Below are 22544 nucleotides of genomic sequence, written 5' to 3'. Positions count from 1 at the left end.
AATCCTGCGCAAGCAGGATTTTTTGCTATGCTTATCCACGAAAGGCATCGAGGATAACTTTAAATTCGTCATTGGTGAGTGTGATACCTTTTCCCATTTTGGTGTGATCAGGGCTCCAAGTGCGAATGTCAAATTTTGGTTCTACCCCGTTAAAGCTCACACGGTTCAGCTCTTTTGTCCAGCCCTTGTCATTTTCTGAAAGGACCAATAATTCTTCAACAATTTCAAATGTAAATTCTGCCATTTTATTACCTCCACTTATTTATTCGGTTTTATTTTTAAAAACAGGAAAACTTTTTTAAATTTCTGTGCGATTTTCGATAGCACGTAAAAGTGTCACTTCATCTGCGTACTCGATGTCAGAGCCGACAGCGAGACCTCTGGCAAGGCGGGTCACCTTGATACCAGCTGGCTTTAGGACACGTGAGATGTACATGGCTGTCGCCTCTCCATCTGCAGTAGCATTGGTTGCGATGATAACCTCTGACACCTCGCTATCCATTAAGCGTGTAATCAAGGACTTGAGGTTAATGTCGTCTGGTCCCACGCCATTCATGGGTGAGATAAGCCCTTGCAAGACATGGTAAAGCCCATGATACTCTTGGATTTTTTCCATAGCCGAGACATCCTTACTATCTTCAACGACTAAAATCGTTGACTTGTCTCTGGTCTCATCGGTACAAATACCACACGGGTCATCGTCTGTGAGATTGCCACAAATGGAGCAATAAGTCAGCTCACGCTTTGCGGACAAGAGATTTTTTGCAAACTCATTCACATCCTCATCGCTCATGCCAATCGTGTAAAAGGCTAAGCGTGTAGCGGTTTTGATACCGATACCCGGCAGTTTTGAAAAACTATCAATGAGTTTAGAAATCGGTGTTGGATAAAGCACATTGCCCTCCTTTTGAGATTAGTTACTGCTAGAGTTGCTAGAGACATATTGGTTGATAATATCACGAGCAATTTGTTGGTGAATGTAGGTGCTGGTTGAGGCTGCGTGGGGGTACATGACTGCAACAGCAATGGTTTTATTTTCATCATAAGCGACGGCGTTGAGGTTCACGGTTTTGACAGTTGTACCGCTAGCGTTTTGCGTGTAGGTTTCGGCAGTACCGGTTTTTCCGCTGATGGTAGTGACACTACTTCGCATTTGGCTACCTGTCGCGTAGGCAGAATTGCTATTCACCACATTGTAGAAACCTTCTTGGATAAGCGCCATATCGCCGTCTGGAAGACTTACGGTATTGAGTGTTGCGCCTGTGATGTCTTTTATCTTGTCCCCAAGAGTACCATCTTTTTGACTATAAATGCCCTCAACAAGGTGGGTCGCAACACGGTTACCACCGTTAGCCACTGTAGCGACATACTGCGCTAACTGGATAGGGCTGTAAGCGTCATACTGTCCAAAGGACTCAAACAAAGTATCACTGACAGTAAAGCTGGTAGGGATATAGCCTTCTGCTTCTGGTAAATCAAGTCCTGTCGTCGTTCCAAGACCATACTCCGCATAGGTCGCACGCAGTTTTGCCATAGCGTCTTTGTAGCCTTTGTTTGATAGCGTTGAGCCTGCTGTATAGTTTTGCCCCATGAGTTTCAGCGCTATTTGCACCATGTAGGTATTTGAAGAATACTCGAGCGCCTGTACGGCAGTGATTGGCATGCTACCTGAGGTGAACCAAGACTTAATCCCTGAAATTTCTTGGTCGTAGAGGACTTCATTGCCTGAGAGGACATTGTTTTGCCAACCTGCGCTGAGCGTTGCCCCCTTGACCACAGACCCTGGGGTAAAGACGTTATTGATATTGCCTAAAATGTCTGTCGTGGCAGTGCTTGAGCCGACTTCGTGCTTGAGTCCCGCCATAGCCAGCACCTTGCCTGTTGACGGCTCAATCGCTACGGCGTAGATACCGTCTGAATTGACCGCCTCACCGTTTGAGATATCGGTATTGTAATACTGCTGCAAGATGGACTGGACTTTATTTTGGAAATCAAGGTTGATGGTCAGCTTGAGGGAATTACCTGTGGAGCCTTTTTCAGTGACCTTGTCGCTGACGATTTTATTGTTTCGGTCAACCACAACTGTCCTTACCGTACGCTCACCTTGCAAATCGCTCTCATAAGCTTTTTCGAGATAGGACGTTCCTACACGATCATTGAGCGAATAGCCTTTTTTGAGGTAGCTTTTAGCATCTTCTTTTGGCAGCCCTGTCTTTTCAGAGGAGATACTTCCCACTAGACTGGCTAGACTCGTATCTGCCACGTCACGGTCCCAAGTCTTAGAGATGGCTAAGCCTTTTAGAGACGACTTGGCAGCCTTAATGGCAGCCATCTGCTCATCTGTCAAGTCCTCTGTCGTGATATTGACCGTGGCAAAGGTCTGCGCAGCATTCATCTCGGTAAAGGCATGTACGACACGCAACTCCTCATCCGAGTAGTTAATAGCAGAGTCCGGAACACTAGCAACTGCATTCTTATAAATAGTTGCCTGAGAGAGGGAATTGCCAAAATAATCCACTTTTTTCGACTTTGGCAGCGCCTCAACTACCTTTTGATAAGTCTCTGTGTCTGCTAGGTAGTAATCCTTTTTGTCACGTGTGCTAACAGAGGCATCGTCAAATGTCACATAGTTTGGCAATTGCTGTGCTAACTCCTTGATGTACTGAGTGGTCATGGTATTACTACGAGTAAAGGTCAAAACATTTTTTTCAACATTGCTAACAAGGGCTGTCCCGTTGGCATCGTAGATTTGCCCACGCTGGTTAGCCGTTTTAACAGTGTAGGTCGTTGATGCGGTTAGCTTCTTATGGTAAAAATTATAATTGACCAACTGCATCTGGACTAGACGAAAGAGCAAAATAGAAAACAAAAGCGCTACTGCAAAAAATAGAGCATTCAAGCGAAAAGGAAGATTAGCCATACGCTTAATCTTCTTTTTATGTTGTCGTTTAATCATTCACGTCTCCATCTCATTCTAAAGATTTTTTATCTCTTTCCAAAAAACTCTCCCTACTATTTTATCACAAAAGTGGCAAAGAAGACTTATCCAAAAAGAAAATTCAGAAAAAACATTTGAACCTTAAAAAGGGACTGTTAAAACCCAGTTAATAACTGGGTTTTACAATTATTTGACCAACTTTTCCATATCCGCAATGCGGGCTTTTGTAGCGTCGTATTTGGCTTGGTAGTCAGTTTGTTTGTCACGTTCTTTTTGGACGATTTCTGGTTTGGCGTTCTCTACGAAGCGCTCGTTTGAGAGTTTCTTAGCCACCATGTCCAGTTCTTTTTGCCATTTGGCGAGTTCCTTGTTGAGGCGCTCTAACTCTTCTTCGACATTGAGCAAGTCAGCTAGAGGAAGATAGATTTCAGCGCCTGTGATGACAGCACTCATGGACAATTCTGGTGCGGTGATGTCGCTTGCAATTTCCAAGTGCTCTGGGTTTGTAAAGCGCTTGATGTAGTTGACATTGTCCGCAAAGAAAGTCTCAAGCGCTGGGTCAGTGGTTTTCACCAAGAGCGTGATCGGTTTGCTTGGTGCCACATTGACTTCGCTACGAGCGTTACGCACGGCACGGATAAGGTCTTTCAGTGCCTCAACACCTGCGGCAGCTTCAGCATTTTCAAAGTCAGCACGCACCTCTGGGTAGCTGGCTGTGACAATGGTGCTATCAGAGATTTGCTCAAAAATTTCCTCAGTCACAAACGGCATAATTGGGTGCAGCAAACGCAAGATTTGGTCAAGCGTGTAGAGAAGGACAGAGCGGGTCATGACTTTTTCAGCCTCGTTGTCGCTGTAAAGCACTTCCTTGGTCAGCTCGACATACCAGTCCGCAAACTCATCCCAGATGAAGTTGTAGAGGATGTGTCCTGCCACCCCAAACTCAAACTTGTCAAAGTTCTCCGTCACCTTGGCAATAGTCTCATTGAGGTTGTGGAGAATCCAGCGGTCCGTCACGTTACCTGCTTGACTGGCTGCGACTTTAGCGACATTTTCACGGGCTTCATCCAGTGTCAAACCTTCGTTATTCATGAGAATGTAGCGGGAAATGTTCCAGATTTTATTGATGAAGTTCCAGCTGGCGTCCATCTTTTCATAGCTGAAGCGCACGTCTTGTCCCGGCGCTGAGCCATTTGAGAGGAACCAACGTAGAGCGTCTGCTCCGTACTGGTCAATCACGTCCATAGGGTCAATTCCATTGCCCAGTGACTTGGACATCTTACGTCCTTGCTCGTCACGAATAAGTCCGTGAATGAGGACATTTTCAAACGGACGGCGCTCTGTGAACTCTAAACTTTGGAAAATCATGCGAGACACCCAGAAGAAGATGATGTCGTAGCCTGTTACCAAGGTTGACGTTGGGAAGTAGCGCTTGAAGTCCTCGGCGTCTGTGTCAGGCCAGCCCATGGTTGAGAAAGGCCACAAGGCTGAGCTAAACCAAGTGTCTAGCACATCCTCGTCCTGCGTCCAGCCGTCCCCTTCTGGCGCTTCTTCACCCACGTAAATCTCACCTGCTTCATTGTACCAAGCAGGGATTTGGTGTCCCCACCAAAGCTGGCGAGAAATCACCCAGTCGTGGACATTTTCCATCCATGATAGGAAAGTATCATTGAAGCGTGGTGGGTAGAAGTTGACCTTGTCGTCTGTCTCTTGGTTGGCAATCGCATTTTTAGCCAGCTCATCCATCTTGACAAACCACTGAGTAGATAGACGTGCCTCCACTGGTACCCCTGTACGCTCAGAGTGTCCCACACTGTGGACACGCTTTTCAATCTCAACCAGATTGCCCAGCTCTTGCAATTTAGCCACTACTGCTTTTCGAGCTTCAAAGCGGTCAAGACCAGCAAACTCACCAGCCAGCTCATTCATAGAGCCGTCGTCGTTCATGACATTGACCTGTGGTAGGTTGTGGCGTTGCCCCACGAGAAAGTCGTTTGGATCGTGGGCAGGCGTGATTTTCACGACACCTGTTCCAAACCCTGGGTCAGCGTGCTCGTCTGCCACGATTGGGATTGGTTTGTTGAGGATTGGGAGGATGACGTTCTTGCCAATTAAGTCCTTGTAGCGCTCGTCCTCTGGATTGACCGCCACAGCCACGTCCCCAAACATGGTTTCAGGACGAGTAGTCGCTACTTGCAGGTAGGCTGAGCCGTCCTCTAGGGCATAGTTGATATGGTAGAAAGCACCTTCGACGTCCTTGTGGATAACCTCGATATCTGAAAGCGCCGTGCGGGCAGCTGGATCCCAGTTGATGATGAACTCACCACGGTAAATCCAGCCTTTCTTGTAGAGTTCTACAAAGACCTTACGCACCGCCTTTGACAGCCCCTCGTCCAGCGTGAAACGCTCACGCGCATAGTCAAGCGATAGCCCCATCTTGCCCCACTGTGACTTGATGGTTGAGGCATACTCGTCCTTCCATTCCCAGACTTTGTCGAGGAATTTCTCACGACCAAGGTCATAGCGGGAAATCCCCTGCTCACGCAAGCGCTCCTCAACCTTGGCTTGTGTCGCAATCCCTGCGTGGTCCATACCTGGCAACCACAGGGTGTCAAAGCCCTGCATGCGCTTTTGACGAATGATGATGTCTTGAAGCGTCGTGTCCCAAGCATGTCCCAAGTGGAGTTTACCGGTCACATTTGGCGGTGGAATCACGATAGAGTAAGGTTTAGCCTTCTTGTCGCCAGACGGCTTAAACACGTCCTCGTCCAACCACTTTTGATAACGCCCTGCTTCAACCTCAGTCGGGTTGTATTTTGGTGAAAGTTCTTTTGTCATATATTTGCTCCTTTATTTTAGTTTTGTTTGCAAATGTAGCGAATAAATCATCAAATCTGATTAGCTAAACTGAACAGCTTTATCGCTCCCACTCCTCTCTCCTAAGCCCCCAAGTCTCATCTCGGCACACGCGTCCTGCAGGGTCTTGGATTTCCTCGCTGACGGTTTCAAGGGTGAAACCAAGTTTTCTGGCGACGGCTTGGCTTTGTTGGTTATAGTCATAGCAAATGAGGATAATCTTATCCAAACCGAGCAATTCAAAGCCAACCTTGAGCATGGCACGTCCCGCCTCTGGCACAATACCTTGCCCCCAATAGTCTGGATGAAGTATATAACCCATCTCCAATACCTTATCGCCATGTCGGTGGTTAAAGTCAATAGAACCAATGACCTTGTCTGTGCCTTTCAAGGTGATACCATAGCCACTGGGAATATTTTCCTTAGCCAGATTGCTCGTATAAATCTGCTCTATATAGTAAAGCTCATCCGCCACCGTCTCGACAGCTGGAAATCCCGCAGGTATAGTCACCTCTGGCAAACGAGCATAGGCAAAGATGTCCTCAGCATCTGCATTTGTCCGCTGACGCAGATAAAGCCTGTCCGTTTCCACGTCAGGTAAGCGATTAGCACTAGCTTGTCCCAAAATCTTTATCATGGGCGTACTCCTCTCTCAAAAGCCCAAAGACCAAACGGTCATGAGAACCATCAGCCTTTTTCAGGTAAGCCCGTAGCCTTGCCTCTTGGGTAAAGCCGAGCTTGTGAGCAAGGGCGAGGCTGGCTTGGTTGTCGTCATAGATGTTGAGGTCTATCTTGCGAAGACCGAGCCGGTCAAAGCCGTAGCGGATAAAGGCACGAGCAGCCTCCGTCCCAAAGCCCTGTCCCCAGTAGTCAGGGTGCAGCACATAACCCATCTCTGCTATGTCCTCCTCTCCAGACACATGCGGATGAAAGTCAATGGCACCAATCACTTGGGCACTGTCCTTTAGAGTGATAGCATACATCCTGTATGTGCTGGCTTTAGCGAGATTATCTCTTATGAAGCTCTCCACTTCAGCAATAAACTGATTAGGAGGAAATCCTGCTAAGTTTGCAACTCGCTCCTGACTACCGTAGGCAAACATGCTAGTAGCGTCAGCTATTTCCACAGGTCGTAAGTTTAGACACTTGGTTTCAAGAACAGGCAAGACTGGCTGTTTAGCCCGTTTTTTCTGTCTAGCTGCCTTCATAAAACCACCCAAAGGTGTACTGCTATCTGTCAGCTGGCGGTAAACCCGCTCTTTCCCATCTCCCATATAGATATAGGGTGATAGCTTCTCATAGTCCAAGTGGTCATCCGTCAAGAGGTTATCAGCCACCTTGCGGTTGACAATCTTAGCAAAGAAATGCACGAAATTGCCAAAGACCACCTCCTGCTCCACGACACAAGACAGAGTGAGTAGACTATCCGTCAAGATAGGAGCGTCAATCTCATCCGACACTTCATAGTCTATCTTTGTCATGGTCAGCTTATCCCGATGCGTGACAAAGCCCGCCTGCTCAACCTCCGCCATCAAGTGCTCCGGCGGTATATTGAGCGTGAAAGTACCGTGCTTTCTGATTTGTGCCGTCGCATTATTCTGGCAAAACAGCCCAATGACAATGGTATCTGCCAAGCTGTAGGACGAGCTAGAGGTTGTGATATTATAGCCCCATTGCTCATCCTTATAGCCCAGCACCACCACTGGAAAGCCATAGTAGAGTTTCTCTGTTTCAAAATCCTTCATCGTTTGCACCTAAATACAAAAAATCCCTGCCAAACGACAGGGACGAATCTTTATAATCCGCGGTACCACCCAATTTCGGGTGCAAGACCCGCAACTCAACTCTCTAACTCACCATCAGCAACCAGCTTTGCTGCAATCTGCGGACTTCTCAACACCACCGCTCTCTGTAAGACTGCGTGCCACAAAACACCTCTGAATAGCTTTATTGTAGCAAAAATCTACTCAAATAGCAACTAGTACTTTCGCTGACCAAAAAGCCCGTCTGGCAGGTCATGAAAATCTTTTTTAGCATGATAGTTGGCAAATTTGCCTTGCAAGAAGCGGTAAGCGTCTAGCTTACTTTCATAGCGGATATAAGCGTCTGCTGCTCGCTCGTCCTTGTCCTCTTCGACGATTTTTTTCGCCTCAGCCATCGCCACTTCATTGACCATCACTTGAGTGTTCAACCACTCTTCAAAATCTTTTAAAAATGTTTCCTCGTAAGTCATGATAACCTCTGTTTTTTATGATACCTCCATTATAGCATATTTTAAAAAAGTACGTTTTCTGAAAAAAAGACTTGCCTAAAAAAAGGTTTCATGATATTATAGAAAAGTAGCCGCTATAGTTAAATGGTATAATAGAGCAATGGTAATGCTCAGTTCCGAGTTCAATTCTCGGTGGTGGCATTTTTTAATCCTTACAAAGCCTTGTTTTAAGGGCTTTTTTTCGTTCTTGGCACAAATTTGGCACAAATCGCATTTTTCTACGATAGCTTATGACATGCGTGCAACTTTATAAATAATATTAGCCATTTCTTGGTCGCTTTCTTTTGCCCCTGATAATATCCATGTAAATAATACATCTGCTAACCCTGCCGATACATAGGACTGCCAATATGGCTCTATACTAGGACGTACTTCATTGAGAAAGTAATTATTTACCAATACTTTTAGATAGTCTTTAAAACTATAATGAATAATGTACCTCATATCAGATTGCAATAGAATAAGCAATTCTGTTTGAAATTGCCTAAAAAATTGAAAGAAAAATACCCTGGTCTGTTTATCAAGTTGAACAGCTTTCACAGAGCGTTTTCGGTTTTCTTCATAGGCCATCTGAGCTCTGTCGGCTGAATAGACCTTTTTGAACCTACTTTGACGCACTTGTTGGAGAATTAGCCCCCGCTTGACCTCATTATGAATGGTTTGAGGAGCTTTATCTAGTCGCCTAGCCACTTCACGATTGGAACACCCTTCATGTAACCAACGTTCAATATTTCTACGGTCTGATAGTGTTAAATGTTTTCCTTTTGGTGTATAATAGTCTTGCATCTCAGAGTCTTTCTAATTGTTTTTGTGGTGATTACAATTATATCTCTCTGAGGTGTTTTTTCATACTTTTAAGTGGCTAACTTCATTTTAGAACTTTTATTCAGGAATCAGGTTGCTTAATCATTTTATTATTTCACTGTCTACTTGACAGGGAGCTGTTCATAGCTTCGTGTCCTTTTCGTTTGTATTTTTCTATCTGAAGAAGATAATCATGAAACATTTGGTCTAGCTTTTCTCGCACAATATCCTCTAAGCTAACATAATTTCTGTAGTAATACATACGAGATACTCCTGCTTTTTGACAAAGCTGGCTAATATTTATCTCATCCATACTCTGTATCCTTAGCTGTTCAATCAGCGCTTGAAATAGCCTCTCTTTTTTAGGTAAATCAGCCTCTATTTGATTACTCATGTGACACCTCCTGCTATCTTGTCACAAGAGACTTGCGACACTCGTCATAATAGCATATAATCGTCAGCGTTACAAGATTTTTATATTGGGAGGACATACCTATGTCAAAAAAATCAAAATGGGTTGACCGGCTTTTGTGGCTGATTACTTTAATAGCAACCTTACTTATCTTTTTAAAACCTTTGATGCCTGTAGGGATAGCTGCAGGAATTACGATTTTATCTTATATTATTTTCTCTATACTCCATGGCACTAGGCGTATGGGGTGGAGAAACTTCCTTATCTTCTTTCTTATTACTTTTGTTGTCAGTTGGTCCTTTGAAAGTTTGAGTATCCATACAGGCTTTCCATTTGGCCACTATTACTATTCTGATATTTTAGGAGCTAAGCTAGGTGATGTTCCTTTAATGATTATGCCTGCTTATTTTGGTATGGGATATATCTCTTGGGAACTAGCCCATCTATTAACTGATCATTTGGACAACTACCTCAAGGGAAGCGACATTTTCAGAATCCCAGCAATAGCTGCCTTTATCATGGTCATGTGGGATTTATCTATGGATCCTATTAGTTCAACTATCCAAGGTTCTTGGGTTTGGCGTGACGGTGGTAGTTACTGGGGAGTACCTCTCGTAAACTTCCTTGGCTGGTATCTTTGTGTCTATACTATTTTCCAACTTTTTGCTCTTTATCAGCAAAAGACAACACCTAAAATGCAACTTACAATCGAGGAAAAACACACTGGAGCTTGGTATCAACTGATTATCTATTACTTTATTCAAGGGCTTGCAAAAATCTGGGCAATGTTCATCGAAAAAAAGAAGATCGTAACAGACCCCAGCGGTGTTCCGTGGCGAACCCAAGACATCTATAGCGGATTAGCTGTTGTAATTCTCTTTACTATGACCTTTGTGACCATTATAGCATGGGATAGAGTAAAGCGCCTTTTACCAAAAGCACAATAAAAAACTTGAGCATAGCGATGTCGCTGTGCTCCTTTTTATATCCTAGTCCATGCACAATATTTTTCAGGTACTACCATTTTTATCACATAAAATAGGATAGTATTATTTTATTGTTATTTTTTCATTTTTTCGATGCTTTTGGGTTGACTTTTCCTCATGATAAGAGTATAGTATTAGTCAGAAGGTGGTTAGATAACCTAAATATTACCGCTAACATGACACCTCTCAAACTGACTGGATTAGATAAAGCGGTAATCCTTCTAAATACATGCTATCGTATGATAGTATCATTTTAACAAACGAGGTATATACTATGGCAAATAATTATTATGGACGTGATCCTTTTGGAAGTATGGACGACATTTTCAACCAACTCATGGGAAACATGGGAGGTTACAACACCGAACGTCGTCGTTATATGATTAACGGGCGTGAAATCACACCTGAAGAGTTTGAAGAATACCGCAAAACAGGAAAACTTCCTGGTCAAACAGAGCAAGCCGCTCCTGCTGCAAATGCGCCTAAAGAGGACGGTATCCTTGCAAAACTAGGAACAAACCTTACCAAAAAAGCACGTAACAATGAGCTTGACCCTGTTATTGGACGTAACAAAGAAATCCAAGACACTGCTGAAATCCTAGCACGCCGTACAAAGAACAACCCTGTCCTTGTCGGGGACGCTGGTGTCGGTAAGACAGCTGTCGTCGAAGGTTTAGCGCAAGCCATTGTTAACGGTGACGTGCCTGCTGCTATCAAAAATAAAGAAATCATCTCTATTGATATTTCTGGGCTTGAAGCTGGTACGCAATACCGTGGTAGCTTTGAAGAAAACATCCAAAACCTCATCAAAGAGGTCAAAGAAGCTGGTAATATCATCCTCTTCTTTGATGAAATCCACCAAATTTTAGGCGCTGGCTCAACAGGTAGCGATAGCGGCTCTAAAGGTTTGGCTGATATTTTGAAACCTGCACTTTCTCGTGGTGAGTTGACCGTTATTGGTGCAACAACACAAGACGAATACCGCAATACCATTTTGAAAAATGCTGCGCTGGCACGTCGTTTCAACGAAGTCAAAGTCAATGCGCCCTCTGCTCAAGATACCTTTAACATCTTGATGGGTATTCGTAATTTGTACGAAAAACACCACAACGTTGTGCTTCCAGATGATGTCTTGAAAGCAGCGATTGACTACTCTGTTCAATACATCCCACAACGTAGCCTTCCTGATAAGGCGATTGACTTGATCGATATGACGGCAGCACACTTGGCAGCCCAACACACTGTCACAGATGTCAAATCTATCGAAGAAGAAATTGACCAACAAAAAGCAGCACAAGAAAAAGCGGTAGCTGATGAAGATTATGAAGCTGCGCTCAACGCTAAGACACGTATCGAAGAGCTTGAAAAACAAAAAGACAATCACAAAGAAGACCAAAAAGTCACTGCAACTGTCAATGACGTGGCTGAATCTGTTGAACGTCTAACCGGTGTCCCTGTCTCTCAAATGGGTGCTAGTGACATCGAACGTCTCAAAGAAATGAACACTCGTCTTAAAGGACATGTCATTGGACAAGACGAAGCGGTCGAAGCTGTTTCTCGTGCTATCCGTCGTAACCGTGCAGGCTTTGACGAAGGCAATCGCCCAATCGGAAGCTTCCTCTTTGTCGGACCAACTGGTGTCGGTAAAACAGAGCTAGCTAAACAACTCGCTCAAGACATGTTCGGCTCTAAAGAAGCCATCATCCGCTTAGACATGTCTGAATTTAGCGACCGTACTGCTGTCTCAAAACTCATCGGTACAACTGCTGGTTATGTCGGCTACGATGACAATAGCAACACACTGACTGAACGTGTACGTCGTAATCCTTACGCTATCATCTTACTTGATGAAATTGAAAAAGCTGACCCTCAAGTCATCACACTTCTTCTTCAAGTGCTAGATGATGGTCGTTTGACTGACGGTCAAGGTAATACCGTTGACTTTAAGAACACTGTCATCATCGCAACTTCTAATGCAGGCTTTGGTAACGAACGCTTGACTGGCGATGAAGATAAGGACATGAAGATTATGGATCGTATCGCGCCTTACTTCCGTCCTGAGTTCTTGAACCGCTTCAACGCTGTTATTGAGTTCTCACATTTGACCAAAGAAGACCTTAACGACATTGTTGACCTCATGTTGACTGAAGTCAACCAAACCATCGCTAAGAAAGGCATGGACTTAGAAGTGACTGATGCTGCTAAGGCTTACCTCATCGAAGAAGGCTACGATGAAGCGATGGGGGTTCGTCCACTACGTCGTGTGATTGAACAACAAATCCGTGACCGTATCACTGATTACTATCTTGACCATCTTGACAGCAAACACTTGCTTGCTGACCTTGTTGATGACACTATTGTTATTAGCGAACGTCAAGAAGAACAAGAAAACAAAGACTAAGCACGTCAAAAACACTTTCTGCTCAAGCAGAAAGTGTTTTTTTATTCTTCAACTTCTGAAATATTGAGACTAGCGTTATGAATGGTTTCACCCACTACGATAGAGTTTGGCTTTTGATATTCTTTATGGAAATACTCATAGTAAGTCCCCGGCGACAAGATCCCCACCATAGTAATCAAGTCCAGACCGCTGGTTCCGATCAATTGATCTGCTAGCAAGACACAGTTAGTACCAAGGACAAAGTAGGTTTTAAAACGAGACTTGGTGAATTTATAAGTTTCAGCGTGGAAACGCTTGACCATCAAGCCCATATAGCTGGCTTTCTGTGTTTCTGAGGTCAGCTCCCAAGGAACTGTCATGTCCTCAAGCTCTTTGAGCTTCTTCTCAAAAGCTTCCTGCTGCTCTTTGGTCAGCGCCACACGATACTCAAAGAGGGTCTTACCATACTCCAAGCAATAAGTGATATAGTCCTTATCATCCAGCGTAAAGAAACAACCGTCTCCCACCGCTGAAAACACACGCTCAGAATCCACATCGTAAGAACCGTAAGAATAAACTCTGCCCTTATAACTCAAGTCCACATGCCCAACAGAACCGAAAATCCCCTCACTCACGTGGATAAAAACCTTGAGCACAGGATCGCCCTTGACTTTCTTTTTCACTTGAGGAATAAGCGTCTCCTCAACTTCCTCTGGGCTGACCTCGTCGTTTAGCAGGTGGTTGATTTTCGAGTGAATGTCAGCTGGGATGAGCATGGTAAAGAAAACAGGAACACCGACACGCCAGCGTCGTCTTTTGCGTTGCTTGGTTTTATCTGTCACGAGCAAGTCTCTAGCGTCAATCAACCAAGTAATCCCGATGAAAATCACGTAAATCCCGACTAAAACCAAGGTATCTCGAACAGAACGTGTGCTCAGCAAGGTCCCAATTCCCCAAAAGAAGGTAATGAGTCCAATGACCAGCTCTTTGAGCCGTCCCTTGGCACGGTCTTTTTGCAAGAGGTAGTAGGTGAAAAGGCTGACAAGTCCTATCATGAGCTGATAGAGCCCAACACCAAAGCTAAGCAACTTTGCCGCATCACCACTCCAAGTCATGACAATCGTCCCTAGGATGATGTGCGCAAGAGCACTGACGAGATTGAGCAGACGAGCTTTACTACCTTGTGCTTTATGCTTGGGTAAGAAAACTTCCACCGCACGAAATAGACCAACCAAGGTCAGCAAAATCCCCGTCCACCAAGTAACACCTGCAACAAAATACGTATTAAAGAAAATTAAGCAAATGCCCAGCACGCACATGAGAATACCGCTGACAAAATGCCCCCAATTTTCAAAACGTGACCATATGTTCATTAGCCAAATACCTCCTCAAGTAGCGCTATCACTACCTTGTAGCCCGAATAGTTCAAATGCACTCCGTCTTTTGTATAGTCTGTCTTTAACAAGCCCGCTTCTCCTACCAGCCTACTATAGACGTCAATATAGTGTGCATCTAGCGTTCTCAGATAGAGATTAGCCTCAGCAATCTCATCAGCCAGTGCCGCCCCATAAGACTCAGACTGGCGTCTCGGGTAAAGGCTCTCAGGATAAAGCTCAACCGTAGGAAACTTTTGTCTTAACAGCTCTAAAATACAGCTGATACGCTTCTTGACATCATTCACCGACTCACCCAACATCAAGTCATTTGTCCCAATCAAAAGGACGATACTTTTGGGGTCTTGATTGGTAGTGAGAGTATCGAGGTGCTCGATTAAAAAGCGTGTGTCAATGCCACGGATGCCGTGATTAACTAGAGGAGCCTGAAGTGCTAGCTTATTGGTCGGGAGAAACTCAACCAAAGAATCTCCTCGGAAAAGAATGCTGTCAGCAGGCGCTTTGCTCCTCTTGTAATCGTCTAATAATTGTTCTTGAATATCTTCTAACGTTTTCATTGTCATCTTTCTTCACGGAAAAAACAGGTCACCAAAGACCTGCTCTTTCTATCTATTGGTGTTTAGTCTCTATTTGGCTAAACTTTTTCTTTTACAAGAGATGGCTCTCTCGCTTTTCAAACATCTCTTTGGCTAAGCTGACCAACTCATCAATCAAGTCAGCGTATTTAAGTCCCATATTGTCCCAAAGGAGAGGATACATAGACCACTGCGTGAAACCTGGCATGGTATTGAGCTCATTGAGGTAGATGTGACCGTCCTCTGTCAGGAAAAAGTCGCAGCGTGACAAGCCACAGCCACCAATTGCCTTGAAAGCTTTGCTAGCGTAATGGCGCATTTTTTCTGCCGTCTCTGCTGGCAATTCAGCTGGGATTGCCATGGTGATTTTATTGTCAATGTATTTTGCCTTGTAGTCATAAAAGGCAACGTCTTTGACCACTTCACCTGGTAAGGTAGTCTTGACATCTGTATTGCCTAAAATACCAACCTCAATCTCACGTGCCACAACCCCTTGCTCGATGAGGATACGACTGTCGTACTTGAGCGCAAGTGTAATCGCTTCAACCAACTCAGCGTCATTTTCTGCTCGTGAAATGCCGACACTTGAGCCCATATTGGCTGGCTTGACAAAGACAGGATAAGTCAATGTATCATGGACATTAGCCACTGCCTCATCAAGGCTATCGCCATCCATGTAAGTCACGTAAGCAACCTGTGGCACACCAGTGCTCTCAAGGACGTGCTTGGTTGTAATCTTATCCATAGCGACGCTTGATGAGAAGATATTAGTGCCGACATAAGGCATTTTCAAAACCTCAAGAAAGCCTTGGATAGAGCCATCCTCACCCATCGGTCCATGAAGAACTGGAAAAACAACAGCTCCTTCTTCGTAGATAGCGCTTGGGCTAATGACTTTACTTTCATCAATGGTGTGATTGGTCATCAGCTTTTCGTCACCATTAGGCGCTTCTGTAAACTCCTGCGTCTTGATAAAGCGACCGTCTTGAGCGATAAAGTAGGTCTTGACAGTGAACTTATCATAATTCACCGCACGCATGACACTCTCAGCGGATAAAACAGAGACCTCACGCTCTGCAGAACGCCCACCATACAAAATAATTAAGGTTTCTTTAGACATAAAAGGTACTATTCCTAACTCTATTGGTTTTCCTAATTATAATACCACAAATTGCTTGAACTTTCAAAGTGACTTGAGGTTATCAGCAAAAAGCGTCTAAAAATATTTTAGACGCTTTTTTGTTAGAAATTGAAGACATCATTCAAGTTTTCTGCCATGGTTGGATGAGTGAAGACTTGGTTTTTGATGTAAGTGTATGGGATGTGGTTGTCCATCGCCATTTTAATGAGGTTGATAATTTCTTGTGAGCCTTGTCCAAAGAGCGTCGCACCTAAGATTTCATTGGTTTCTGGGCTGACATTGACCTTGTAAATACCACGCAGGTCATTGTTGACATGTGCTCTTGGCATAGCTGCCACACGCAATTCATTGGTCTTGTAGGCAATGCCTTTTGCCTTGAGTTCGGCTTCTTTGAGTCCGACGCTAGACAAGGCTGGCTCGATAAAGGTTGTATTTGGCACGTTTTGACGTTTAGACAGACTATAGTCGCCATTTCCAGTGAGACGCCCAAAGACGATACGGAAATCATCTAGTGAGGTGTAGGTGAACTGTAAACCACCATTGACATCACCAACAGCATAGACACCAGCTACACTAGTCTCACAATAGTCATCCACCTGAATAGCACGGCGCTCTGTAAGGGCAATGTCCGTGTTTTCAAGACCAAGACCTTCGATATTTGGCTTACGTCCAGTAGCATAGAGTACCACATCAAAAGTATAGGCCCCGTCCTCAGCACTTAGGACAACCTGCTCACCGATGTTTTTAACACCACCCACACGAGCATTGACCTTGAAGGTAATACCGTCTTCTTCGAGGTATTCTCTAGCTAGTTGAGCAACGACAGGCTCTTCACGCGGTAAAATCTTGTCCCCTGCTTCAAAGACTGTGACCTTTGTCCCTAGCTTGCTGTAAAGACTAGCAAACTCTAAGCCGATATTGCCCCCACCGATGATACCTAGGCTAGCTGGCTGTTTGTCAAGGTTTTGGATACCTGTGCTGTCAACGACATTTTTGCTCTCTAAAAGCCCTGGGATAGGTAGGACATTGGACTGTGCTCCTGTGTTGATGACAATGGTTTCAGCGGTGAGCTGCTCAATGTCACTACCAGCTGTGACTTCAACGACTTTGTTTGAGACAAAGCGTGCTTTAGCATTGTAGATATCGACACCTGCGCTTGCTACTGTATCATAGTTTTTCTGACGTAAGCGTGTTGTCACCACATCTTTTTGCGCCATGGTCTCAGCAAAACCGAGATTTTCCTCTGCTGCGACAATCATAGTCTTGGTTGGAATACAGCCGATATTGATACAAGTACCACCGTACATCTTGCTGTCTTGCTCAACGAGCGCAACCTTTTTCCCTAGCTGACTCATCTTGGCAGCCAAGGTTTTACCTGCCTTACCAAATCCAATAACCAATATATCGTATGTTTTAACCATATTTTCCTCCAAATAAGTATTTACCCACACAGTCTATTTAGTAGACAAAGTGTTGTGTTTTGGTTAGTTTTTATTATATCAAGTTCCAAATGACTTTGTCACAAATCTGCTACGGGCTTGATTTTGGGTACTCAAAAACCTCAAATGCTAGGCATTTGAGGTTTTAGGATTAGTCTAATCCTTTAACGACATTAACGACATTTTCAACGGTGAAGCCGTAGTTGTCGATAACAGTTTGCGCTGGCGCAGAAGCACCGAACTTGTCAATACCGATAACGGCACCGTCAAGACCAACATATTTGTACCAGCTTTGTGTTGCTGCCATTTCCACAGCTACACGACGGCGGATGTTACTTGGTAGGATTTCTTCTTTGTAAGCAGCGTCTTGTGCGTCAAAGAGGTCAGTTGATGGTACTGATACCACACGCACTTTAGCGCCTTCTTCTGCCAAGACTTTAGCGGCTTTGACTGCCAAGTTCACTTCAGAACCTGAAGCAAGGAGAATAGTGTCAAAGTCTGCTGCGCTTTCATAAACTACGTAAGCACCCTTAGCCACCTTGTCAAAATCTGTGCCTTCTTCAACAGTCAAGTTTTGACGCGTGAGGACAAGGGCAGATGGTGTAGACTGGTTCTTGAGTGCCAAATACCAAGCTGCTTGTGTTTCACGAGCGTCTGCTGGGCGAAAGACGTTGAGGTTTGGCATAGCACGAAGTCCAGCTAAATGTTCGATTGGCTCATGTGTAGGTCCATCTTCACCAACAGCGATAGAGTCGTGGGTAAAGACATAAGTCACAGGAAGACCTTGCAACGCTGACAAGCGCATAGCTGCTTTCACATAGTCAGAGAAGACGAAGAAAGTACCACCGTAAACACGAAGTCCACCGTGAGCAGAAAGTCCGTTCAAGATAGTTCCCATCGCAAACTCACGCACACCAAACTGGATGTTACGGTTAAGTGGATGAGTGCTATCTTGCAGACCATCTTCTTTGATGTAGGTCATATTTGAGTGAGCAAGGTCAGCTGAACCACCAAGGAAGTTTGGCATAACGCTAGCAGCCACGTTCAAAGCGTCTTGTGAAGAGTTACGAGTGGCTTGTGAGAAGCCTGCTTCAAGTGCTGGGAAGTCTTCTGGTTTGATTTCAACAGGGTCTTTACCAGCGAGAATAGCAGATACTTCTTCTGCCAATTCTGGGTAAGCTTGTTTGTAGTCTTCGACTAATTTGACCCAAGCGTCGTAAGCTGCTTCACCACGTTCAGCAACGTTTGTCTTAAAGTCAGCATAAACTTCTTCTGGCACTTCAAACGGTGCGTAGTCCCAACCAAGGTTTTCACGAGTAGCTTGTGTTTCTTCAGCACCAAGAGGAGCTCCGTGAGTAGCATTTGTGCCTTGTTTGTTTGGAGAACCGTAACCAATCACTGTTTTCACTTCGATAAGAGATGGTTTACCAGATTTTTTCGCTTCTTCAACAGCAGCGTTAATAGCGTCAACGTCTGTACCATCTTCAACCAAAGCAGTGTGCCATCCGTAAGCGTCATAGCGTTCACGAACATTTTCTGTAAAGGCATCCTCTGTACCACCGTCCAAGCAGATGTTGTTTGAATCGTAAAGCACAATAAGTTTGTCTAGCTTTTGAAGACCAGCGTATGACGCTGCTTCACCAGACACACCTTCCATGAGGTCACCATCACCACAGATGACATAAGTATAGTGGTCAAAGATGTTGTAACCTTCACGGTTGTACTTAGCAGCAAGGAAACGTTCAGCTTGGGCAAAACCAGTCGCTGTTGAGATCCCTTGACCAAGAGGACCAGTTGTTGTGTCTACACCAGCTGTGTGACCGTATTCTGGGTGACCTGGTGTTTTAGAACCCCATTGGCGGAAGTTCTTGATTTCTTCGATAGAAACGTCTTTAAAGCCTGAGAGGTGAAGAAGAGCATAGAGCAACATAGAACCGTGTCCAGCTGAGAGGATGAAGCGGTCACGGTTAATCCAGTTAGGCTGTTCTGGATTGATACGCATTTGCTTAGTGAAAAGGCTGTAAGCCATAGGGGCAGCACCCATGACAACTCCTGGGTGACCAGATTTTGATTTTTCAATCGCATCAACACCCAAAAAACGAATCGCATTAACAGATAAATTAGACATGTATTTCTCCTTTTTTAGTTCACTTAACATCATACCATATTTTTGGCATCTTTTAAAATATCCGCACATCGTGCGATATGCGGATATCAATCGTTTGGTTTTAAGGACAAGCTTGTCCCAAGAAACACGGCAACTAAATTCAATCTCTTTTATAGGACAGATTTGTTAAAATAGAGGGAGAGTTTCTTATAGAAGAGCTTTGAATTGGATGTTAGAGTCGTGTTCAAAGGCATCGTCAAATCCACGTGGGTGGTGATATTCAATTCTGTCTTTGTCTTGTGGATAAGTGTACTTGCCACCAACTTCCCAAATGAATGGGTGGAAATCATATTGGAGACGTTCTTTTCTCATCTTCCAAAGAGCTAAGATTTCATCAGTTGATGCCATGAAGTTTGACCAGATGTCATAGTGCACTGGGATGATGACTTTAGCACGAAGATTTTCAGCCATACGAAGAAGATCGATTGAAGTCATCTTGTCTTGGATACCAACTGGGTTGTCACCGTAGTTGTTGATAGCCACATCAATATCAAAGTCTTTACCGTGTTTTGCAAAGTAGTTTGAGAAGTGTGAGTCTGCACCGTGGTAGATAGTTCCACCAGGAGTTTCAAAGACGTAGTTAACAGCCTTACGAGCCATTTCTTCATCTGTTACAGCAAGACCTTTAAGGTTGTCGTCATTTTCCTTAGCACCTTCAACTGGAAGGGTTACAAGACATGTACGGTCAAAGGATTCAACAGCTGTTACTTTCACATCTTTAAATTCAAAGCTGTCGCCTGGTTTGATGACGATGATACGGTCTTCTGGCACACCCCATTTTTTCCAAATTTCGCCACATTCGTATGGTCCAACGAATTTTACGTGGTCAAGTTTTGGATTGTTGACAATCGCTGCTGCTGTGTTGATGTCAATATGGTCACTGTGGAAGTGAGATACAAGATAGTAGTCCAATTCATTGATGGCAAATGGATCGATAACCATTGGTTGCACACGGAGGTTTGGTTGCAATTTACGTACACCAGCCATGTTTGCCATTTGGTGTCCCCAAACCATGTCTTTTACTTTCTTAGTAGATTTACCACGGTTTGACCACAAATCCATAACGATGTTAGCGCCACCTGGTGTTTTAATCCAAACACCACAGTTACCTAGCCACCACATGGCAAAGTTGTCTTTTGGCACAACTTCTTCTTCGATTTCTTCGTTAAGCCAAGTTCCCCATTCTGGGAAAGTTGATAGAATCCATGATTCTCTTGTAATATCTTTCACGTTAGCCATTTGCTAATTCCTCCTTGAGTTTTATCACTTTTTTCTTACACTATTAGTATACCTCTTGTAAGCGCAAACAAAAAGACCAAGAAACACACAATGATGTGTGCAGAACTAGACTCTAATATAATTCACACAACCTAAAAATGCTTGGAAAAATTCCAAGCTTACTTTAAATCACGTAATAATTCATCTCGAAAGACTTTTTCTAATTGATTGCGCAGAACGTAGCGCTCAGACTCATCCTTGACGTAGTGTCCTAGGAGCTGATCCAAATCCTGAGCCAAGTCCTCATGCGTTCGCTTACCGTTTGAGTAGACAAAGGAAACGAGGCGAATGATGTCCTCATTGGTGAGTACAGGATTGACCACTAGCATGGGCAGCTTCGTCTCAATACCATCACTCGTTGCTATCACAACATCAGCAGCCACAATATCTCTGACACTATTGAATTGCTCAGAGGTAAAGACCGCCTCAATCCGTGCCTGTGGAATATAGCGCTGGCATTGCTTGAGTAGAAACTTGCGTGAGCCGATTCCCTCATCACACACTATGATGACCTTTGGCTGATAGCGATCCTGTGCGCCGATATGATAGAGTGCCCCTCCCAGATGAATGGTCAAATAGGCAATGTCATCATTATTGAGCTGGATAAACCAAGCTTCCTCCAAAATGTGAGCACAGGACTTGGTCATGGCAAAAAGATTGCCGTACTTGGATTTTACTTGCTCTGTCATCGGATTTAGCGAGAAGATACCATAGGTCTTGCGGTACAGCAAAGCCTTACAATGCGTCAGCAATTGGTTAATCAGCTCGTCCCTGTGCTCAAGGGAGAGGTCATAGCGCTTTTCAAAAGCGTCTAAGAAGGACTTAATCACCTCCCGCATGGCGTCAAAGTCCGAACTGTCGTTGTGGCTGTCCTTGTCCTTTCTAAAAGAAAGGAGCAACATAGCGATGATACTGATTTCGACGTCGTCATAGGCAACGTGAAACTTATCTTCAAAGCCCTTTGCCATACGCTCAGCGATGTGATACTCGATACGCTCTTTCGCCAGTAAAAACTCTTTTTCTAAGCGTTTTCTCTCATCAGGACTGATGACCATATTGCGGTAGCTCATCAAAAGATAAGGCAAGATGTTAAACATAAACTCGCTATCTTGCGTGTTTAGCTTCTTACCGAGCTCTTTTTTAGTCTCATCTAGCAACTGTCGCAGATAATCAAGCTTGGCTGGACAAAACAGTGTTTCGTAATTTGTGAACTCCACGATTTTATCGTGCATGATTTTTTGAAAACTATCAGACTCAGTGGTGTAGATATTGTAGAGCGTGCGGTGTACAAACTGAATTTTAGCCAACGGGTGCGCTTCTAGGTAGTAGCCTCTTGTCTTTGTGACGTGGATTTGGACATTATACTGCTCCAAGGACAAGCGCTCACGTAGGCTGTTGAGGTCATTAAGCACGGTGTTTCTGGAGACTTCAGTCAGCTGCATGAGCTTCTCAAGCGTCACACGACTATCCGCTACTGCGATGTAGACTAGCATTAGCTGTATACGCTCACGACTACTCATGACATAGCTATAAGCATCCAATTCTTCTAGCAATTGCCTACACGCTTCTTTTTGCTCCTCGTTTAGGACGATACCGACCCGAGGGAAACTCACTATCTTTTCCACATCATCTGGTAACGATTCATTGATCTTATCCAAATGATAATAAATCTTTCGTCGTGACTGTCCTAAATGCTTTGAAATCGCCATGACCGTCTCAGGTTCATCCAGAGAAATCAAATAAGACAGCAGTGCAGAACTTTTCTTATCAAGCACAATCATTATGTGTTCTCCTTTTTCTGAAATCACTTGCATTATATCATGTTTTTTGTGAAAATGCTTGCAATATGACTTACAGACTGAAAAGACTTATCTTCTAGGTAGCGGAAGATAAGTCTTGTGA

18 protein-coding genes and 1 tRNA gene are annotated in these 22544 nt (G+C 44.2%); 3 read left to right on the top strand and 16 right to left on the bottom strand.

Features of this window, described 5'->3' with window-relative positions:
* Positions 1 to 31: 31 nt before the first annotated feature.
* The 7 genes from AALA56_RS01425 to AALA56_RS01395 all read right to left on the bottom strand — a co-directional run bounded on the left by AALA56_RS01425 (position 32) and on the right by AALA56_RS01395 (position 8027).
* Positions 32 to 244: a YdbC family protein gene (locus AALA56_RS01425; protein ID WP_369908424.1), complete on the bottom strand. Its 213-nt coding sequence runs from the start codon at positions 242 to 244 to the stop codon at positions 32 to 34.
* Positions 245 to 298: 54 nt separating this feature from the next.
* On the bottom strand, positions 299 to 895 hold the full coding sequence (gene recR, locus AALA56_RS01420) for a recombination mediator RecR (RefSeq protein WP_115270242.1): 597 nt from the start codon (positions 893 to 895) through the stop codon (positions 299 to 301).
* 18 nt (positions 896 to 913) lie between these two features.
* Positions 914 to 2956 carry a penicillin-binding protein PBP2B gene (gene pbp2b / locus AALA56_RS01415; protein WP_369908423.1) on the bottom strand — a complete coding sequence of 681 codons (2043 nt, stop codon included), beginning with the start codon at positions 2954 to 2956 and terminating at the stop codon, positions 914 to 916.
* Positions 2957 to 3124: 168 nt separating this feature from the next.
* The gene (locus AALA56_RS01410) at positions 3125 to 5776 is read right to left on the bottom strand and encodes a valine--tRNA ligase (protein WP_369908422.1); all 2652 of its coding nucleotides are present in this window, start codon (positions 5774 to 5776) and stop codon (positions 3125 to 3127) included.
* Between the two features lie 79 nt (positions 5777 to 5855).
* The gene (locus tag AALA56_RS01405) at positions 5856 to 6431 is read right to left on the bottom strand and encodes a GNAT family N-acetyltransferase (RefSeq protein WP_369908421.1); all 576 of its coding nucleotides are present in this window, start codon (positions 6429 to 6431) and stop codon (positions 5856 to 5858) included.
* The gene (locus AALA56_RS01400) at positions 6406 to 7539 is read right to left on the bottom strand and encodes a GNAT family N-acetyltransferase (RefSeq protein WP_369908420.1); all 1134 of its coding nucleotides are present in this window, start codon (positions 7537 to 7539) and stop codon (positions 6406 to 6408) included. Before AALA56_RS01400 ends, AALA56_RS01405 begins: the two co-directional genes overlap by 26 nt.
* A 233-nt stretch (positions 7540 to 7772) precedes the next feature.
* Positions 7773 to 8027: a DUF1912 family protein gene (locus AALA56_RS01395; RefSeq protein ID WP_276759966.1), complete on the bottom strand. Its 255-nt coding sequence runs from the start codon at positions 8025 to 8027 to the stop codon at positions 7773 to 7775.
* Positions 8028 to 8136: 109 nt separating this feature from the next.
* On the opposite strand from AALA56_RS01395, the gene AALA56_RS01390 reads away from it, so the two are divergent.
* Positions 8137 to 8207, top strand: a tRNA-Thr gene (locus AALA56_RS01390).
* Positions 8208 to 8294: 87 nt separating this feature from the next.
* On the opposite strand, the gene AALA56_RS01385 is transcribed toward AALA56_RS01390, so the two are convergent.
* Together AALA56_RS01385 and AALA56_RS01380 are read right to left on the bottom strand one after the other, a co-directional pair.
* Positions 8295 to 8852 (bottom strand): helix-turn-helix domain-containing protein, encoded by a 558-nt coding sequence (locus AALA56_RS01385; protein ID WP_369908419.1) that lies wholly within the window; start codon positions 8850 to 8852, stop codon positions 8295 to 8297.
* 133 nt (positions 8853 to 8985) lie between these two features.
* Positions 8986 to 9264 (bottom strand): TetR/AcrR family transcriptional regulator, encoded by a 279-nt coding sequence (locus tag AALA56_RS01380; protein WP_369908418.1) that lies wholly within the window; start codon positions 9262 to 9264, stop codon positions 8986 to 8988.
* A 101-nt stretch (positions 9265 to 9365) separates the two neighbouring features.
* Here AALA56_RS01380 and AALA56_RS01375 point away from each other — a divergent pair, with 101 nt between their 5' ends.
* Positions 9366 to 10229, top strand: a complete 864-nt coding sequence (locus AALA56_RS01375; protein WP_369908417.1) for a carotenoid biosynthesis protein — start codon at positions 9366 to 9368, stop codon at positions 10227 to 10229.
* Positions 10230 to 10542: 313 nt separating this feature from the next.
* Entirely contained in the window at positions 10543 to 12669 is a 2127-nt protein-coding gene (locus tag AALA56_RS01370; protein ID WP_369908416.1) for an ATP-dependent Clp protease ATP-binding subunit, read from the top strand.
* Positions 12670 to 12710: 41 nt separating this feature from the next.
* Here the strand turns inward: AALA56_RS01370 and AALA56_RS01365 are convergent, their stop codons facing one another.
* The 7 genes from AALA56_RS01365 to AALA56_RS01335 all read right to left on the bottom strand — a co-directional run bounded on the left by AALA56_RS01365 (position 12711) and on the right by AALA56_RS01335 (position 22423).
* A complete protein-coding gene (locus AALA56_RS01365) occupies positions 12711 to 14021 on the bottom strand; it encodes an HdeD family acid-resistance protein (RefSeq protein ID WP_369908415.1) in 1311 nt (436 codons plus the stop codon).
* Complete coding sequence (locus AALA56_RS01360; protein ID WP_369908414.1) at positions 14021 to 14599, bottom strand: GDSL-type esterase/lipase family protein; 579 nt, start codon at positions 14597 to 14599, stop codon at positions 14021 to 14023. The genes AALA56_RS01365 and AALA56_RS01360 overlap by 1 nt, the downstream gene beginning before the upstream one ends.
* 91 nt (positions 14600 to 14690) lie before the next feature.
* On the bottom strand, positions 14691 to 15737 hold the full coding sequence (locus tag AALA56_RS01355; protein WP_369908413.1) for a D-alanine--D-alanine ligase: 1047 nt from the start codon (positions 15735 to 15737) through the stop codon (positions 14691 to 14693).
* Between the two features lie 122 nt (positions 15738 to 15859).
* The gene (locus AALA56_RS01350; RefSeq protein ID WP_369908412.1) at positions 15860 to 17179 is read right to left on the bottom strand and encodes an FAD-containing oxidoreductase; all 1320 of its coding nucleotides are present in this window, start codon (positions 17177 to 17179) and stop codon (positions 15860 to 15862) included.
* A 169-nt stretch (positions 17180 to 17348) separates the two neighbouring features.
* Complete coding sequence (gene tkt, locus AALA56_RS01345) at positions 17349 to 19325, bottom strand: transketolase (protein ID WP_369908411.1); 1977 nt, start codon at positions 19323 to 19325, stop codon at positions 17349 to 17351.
* A gap of 186 nt (positions 19326 to 19511) precedes the next feature.
* Positions 19512 to 20603, bottom strand: coding sequence for an L-ascorbate 6-phosphate lactonase (ulaG, locus tag AALA56_RS01340; RefSeq protein WP_115270280.1), 1092 nt, complete (start codon positions 20601 to 20603; stop codon positions 19512 to 19514).
* 158 nt (positions 20604 to 20761) lie between these two features.
* The gene (locus AALA56_RS01335; RefSeq protein ID WP_369908410.1) at positions 20762 to 22423 is read right to left on the bottom strand and encodes a BglG family transcription antiterminator; all 1662 of its coding nucleotides are present in this window, start codon (positions 22421 to 22423) and stop codon (positions 20762 to 20764) included.
* Positions 22424 to 22544 lie beyond the last annotated feature (121 nt).

It is taken from the genome of Streptococcus hyointestinalis (genome assembly GCF_041225505.1).
GTDB lineage: Bacteria > Bacillota > Bacilli > Lactobacillales > Streptococcaceae > Streptococcus > Streptococcus hyointestinalis_B.
Note: the sequence above shows the minus strand (reverse complement) of the source record. Positions and strands in the feature narration are given on the sequence as shown.

Coding starts and splice junctions, on each gene's coding strand:
- AALA56_RS01425 (WP_369908424.1), bottom strand. CDS start 244: ATGGCAGAATTTACATTTGAAATTGTTGAAGAATTATTGGTCCTTTCA.
- AALA56_RS01375 (WP_369908417.1), top strand. CDS start 9,366: ATGTCAAAAAAATCAAAATGGGTTGACCGGCTTTTGTGGCTGATTACT.
- AALA56_RS01380 (WP_369908418.1), bottom strand. CDS start 9,264: ATGAGTAATCAAATAGAGGCTGATTTACCTAAAAAAGAGAGGCTATTT.
- pbp2b (WP_369908423.1), bottom strand. CDS start 2,956: ATGATTAAACGACAACATAAAAAGAAGATTAAGCGTATGGCTAATCTT.
- AALA56_RS01395 (WP_276759966.1), bottom strand. CDS start 8,027: ATGACTTACGAGGAAACATTTTTAAAAGATTTTGAAGAGTGGTTGAAC.
- tkt (WP_369908411.1), bottom strand. CDS start 19,325: ATGTCTAATTTATCTGTTAATGCGATTCGTTTTTTGGGTGTTGATGCG.
- AALA56_RS01370 (WP_369908416.1), top strand. CDS start 10,543: ATGGCAAATAATTATTATGGACGTGATCCTTTTGGAAGTATGGACGAC.
- AALA56_RS01405 (WP_369908421.1), bottom strand. CDS start 6,431: ATGATAAAGATTTTGGGACAAGCTAGTGCTAATCGCTTACCTGACGTG.
- AALA56_RS01400 (WP_369908420.1), bottom strand. CDS start 7,539: ATGAAGGATTTTGAAACAGAGAAACTCTACTATGGCTTTCCAGTGGTG.
- AALA56_RS01365 (WP_369908415.1), bottom strand. CDS start 14,021: ATGAACATATGGTCACGTTTTGAAAATTGGGGGCATTTTGTCAGCGGT.
- AALA56_RS01385 (WP_369908419.1), bottom strand. CDS start 8,852: ATGCAAGACTATTATACACCAAAAGGAAAACATTTAACACTATCAGAC.
- AALA56_RS01350 (WP_369908412.1), bottom strand. CDS start 17,179: ATGGTTAAAACATACGATATATTGGTTATTGGATTTGGTAAGGCAGGT.
- AALA56_RS01360 (WP_369908414.1), bottom strand. CDS start 14,599: ATGAAAACGTTAGAAGATATTCAAGAACAATTATTAGACGATTACAAG.
- ulaG (WP_115270280.1), bottom strand. CDS start 20,603: ATGGCTAACGTGAAAGATATTACAAGAGAATCATGGATTCTATCAACT.
- AALA56_RS01355 (WP_369908413.1), bottom strand. CDS start 15,737: ATGTCTAAAGAAACCTTAATTATTTTGTATGGTGGGCGTTCTGCAGAG.
- AALA56_RS01335 (WP_369908410.1), bottom strand. CDS start 22,423: ATGATTGTGCTTGATAAGAAAAGTTCTGCACTGCTGTCTTATTTGATT.
- AALA56_RS01410 (WP_369908422.1), bottom strand. CDS start 5,776: ATGACAAAAGAACTTTCACCAAAATACAACCCGACTGAGGTTGAAGCA.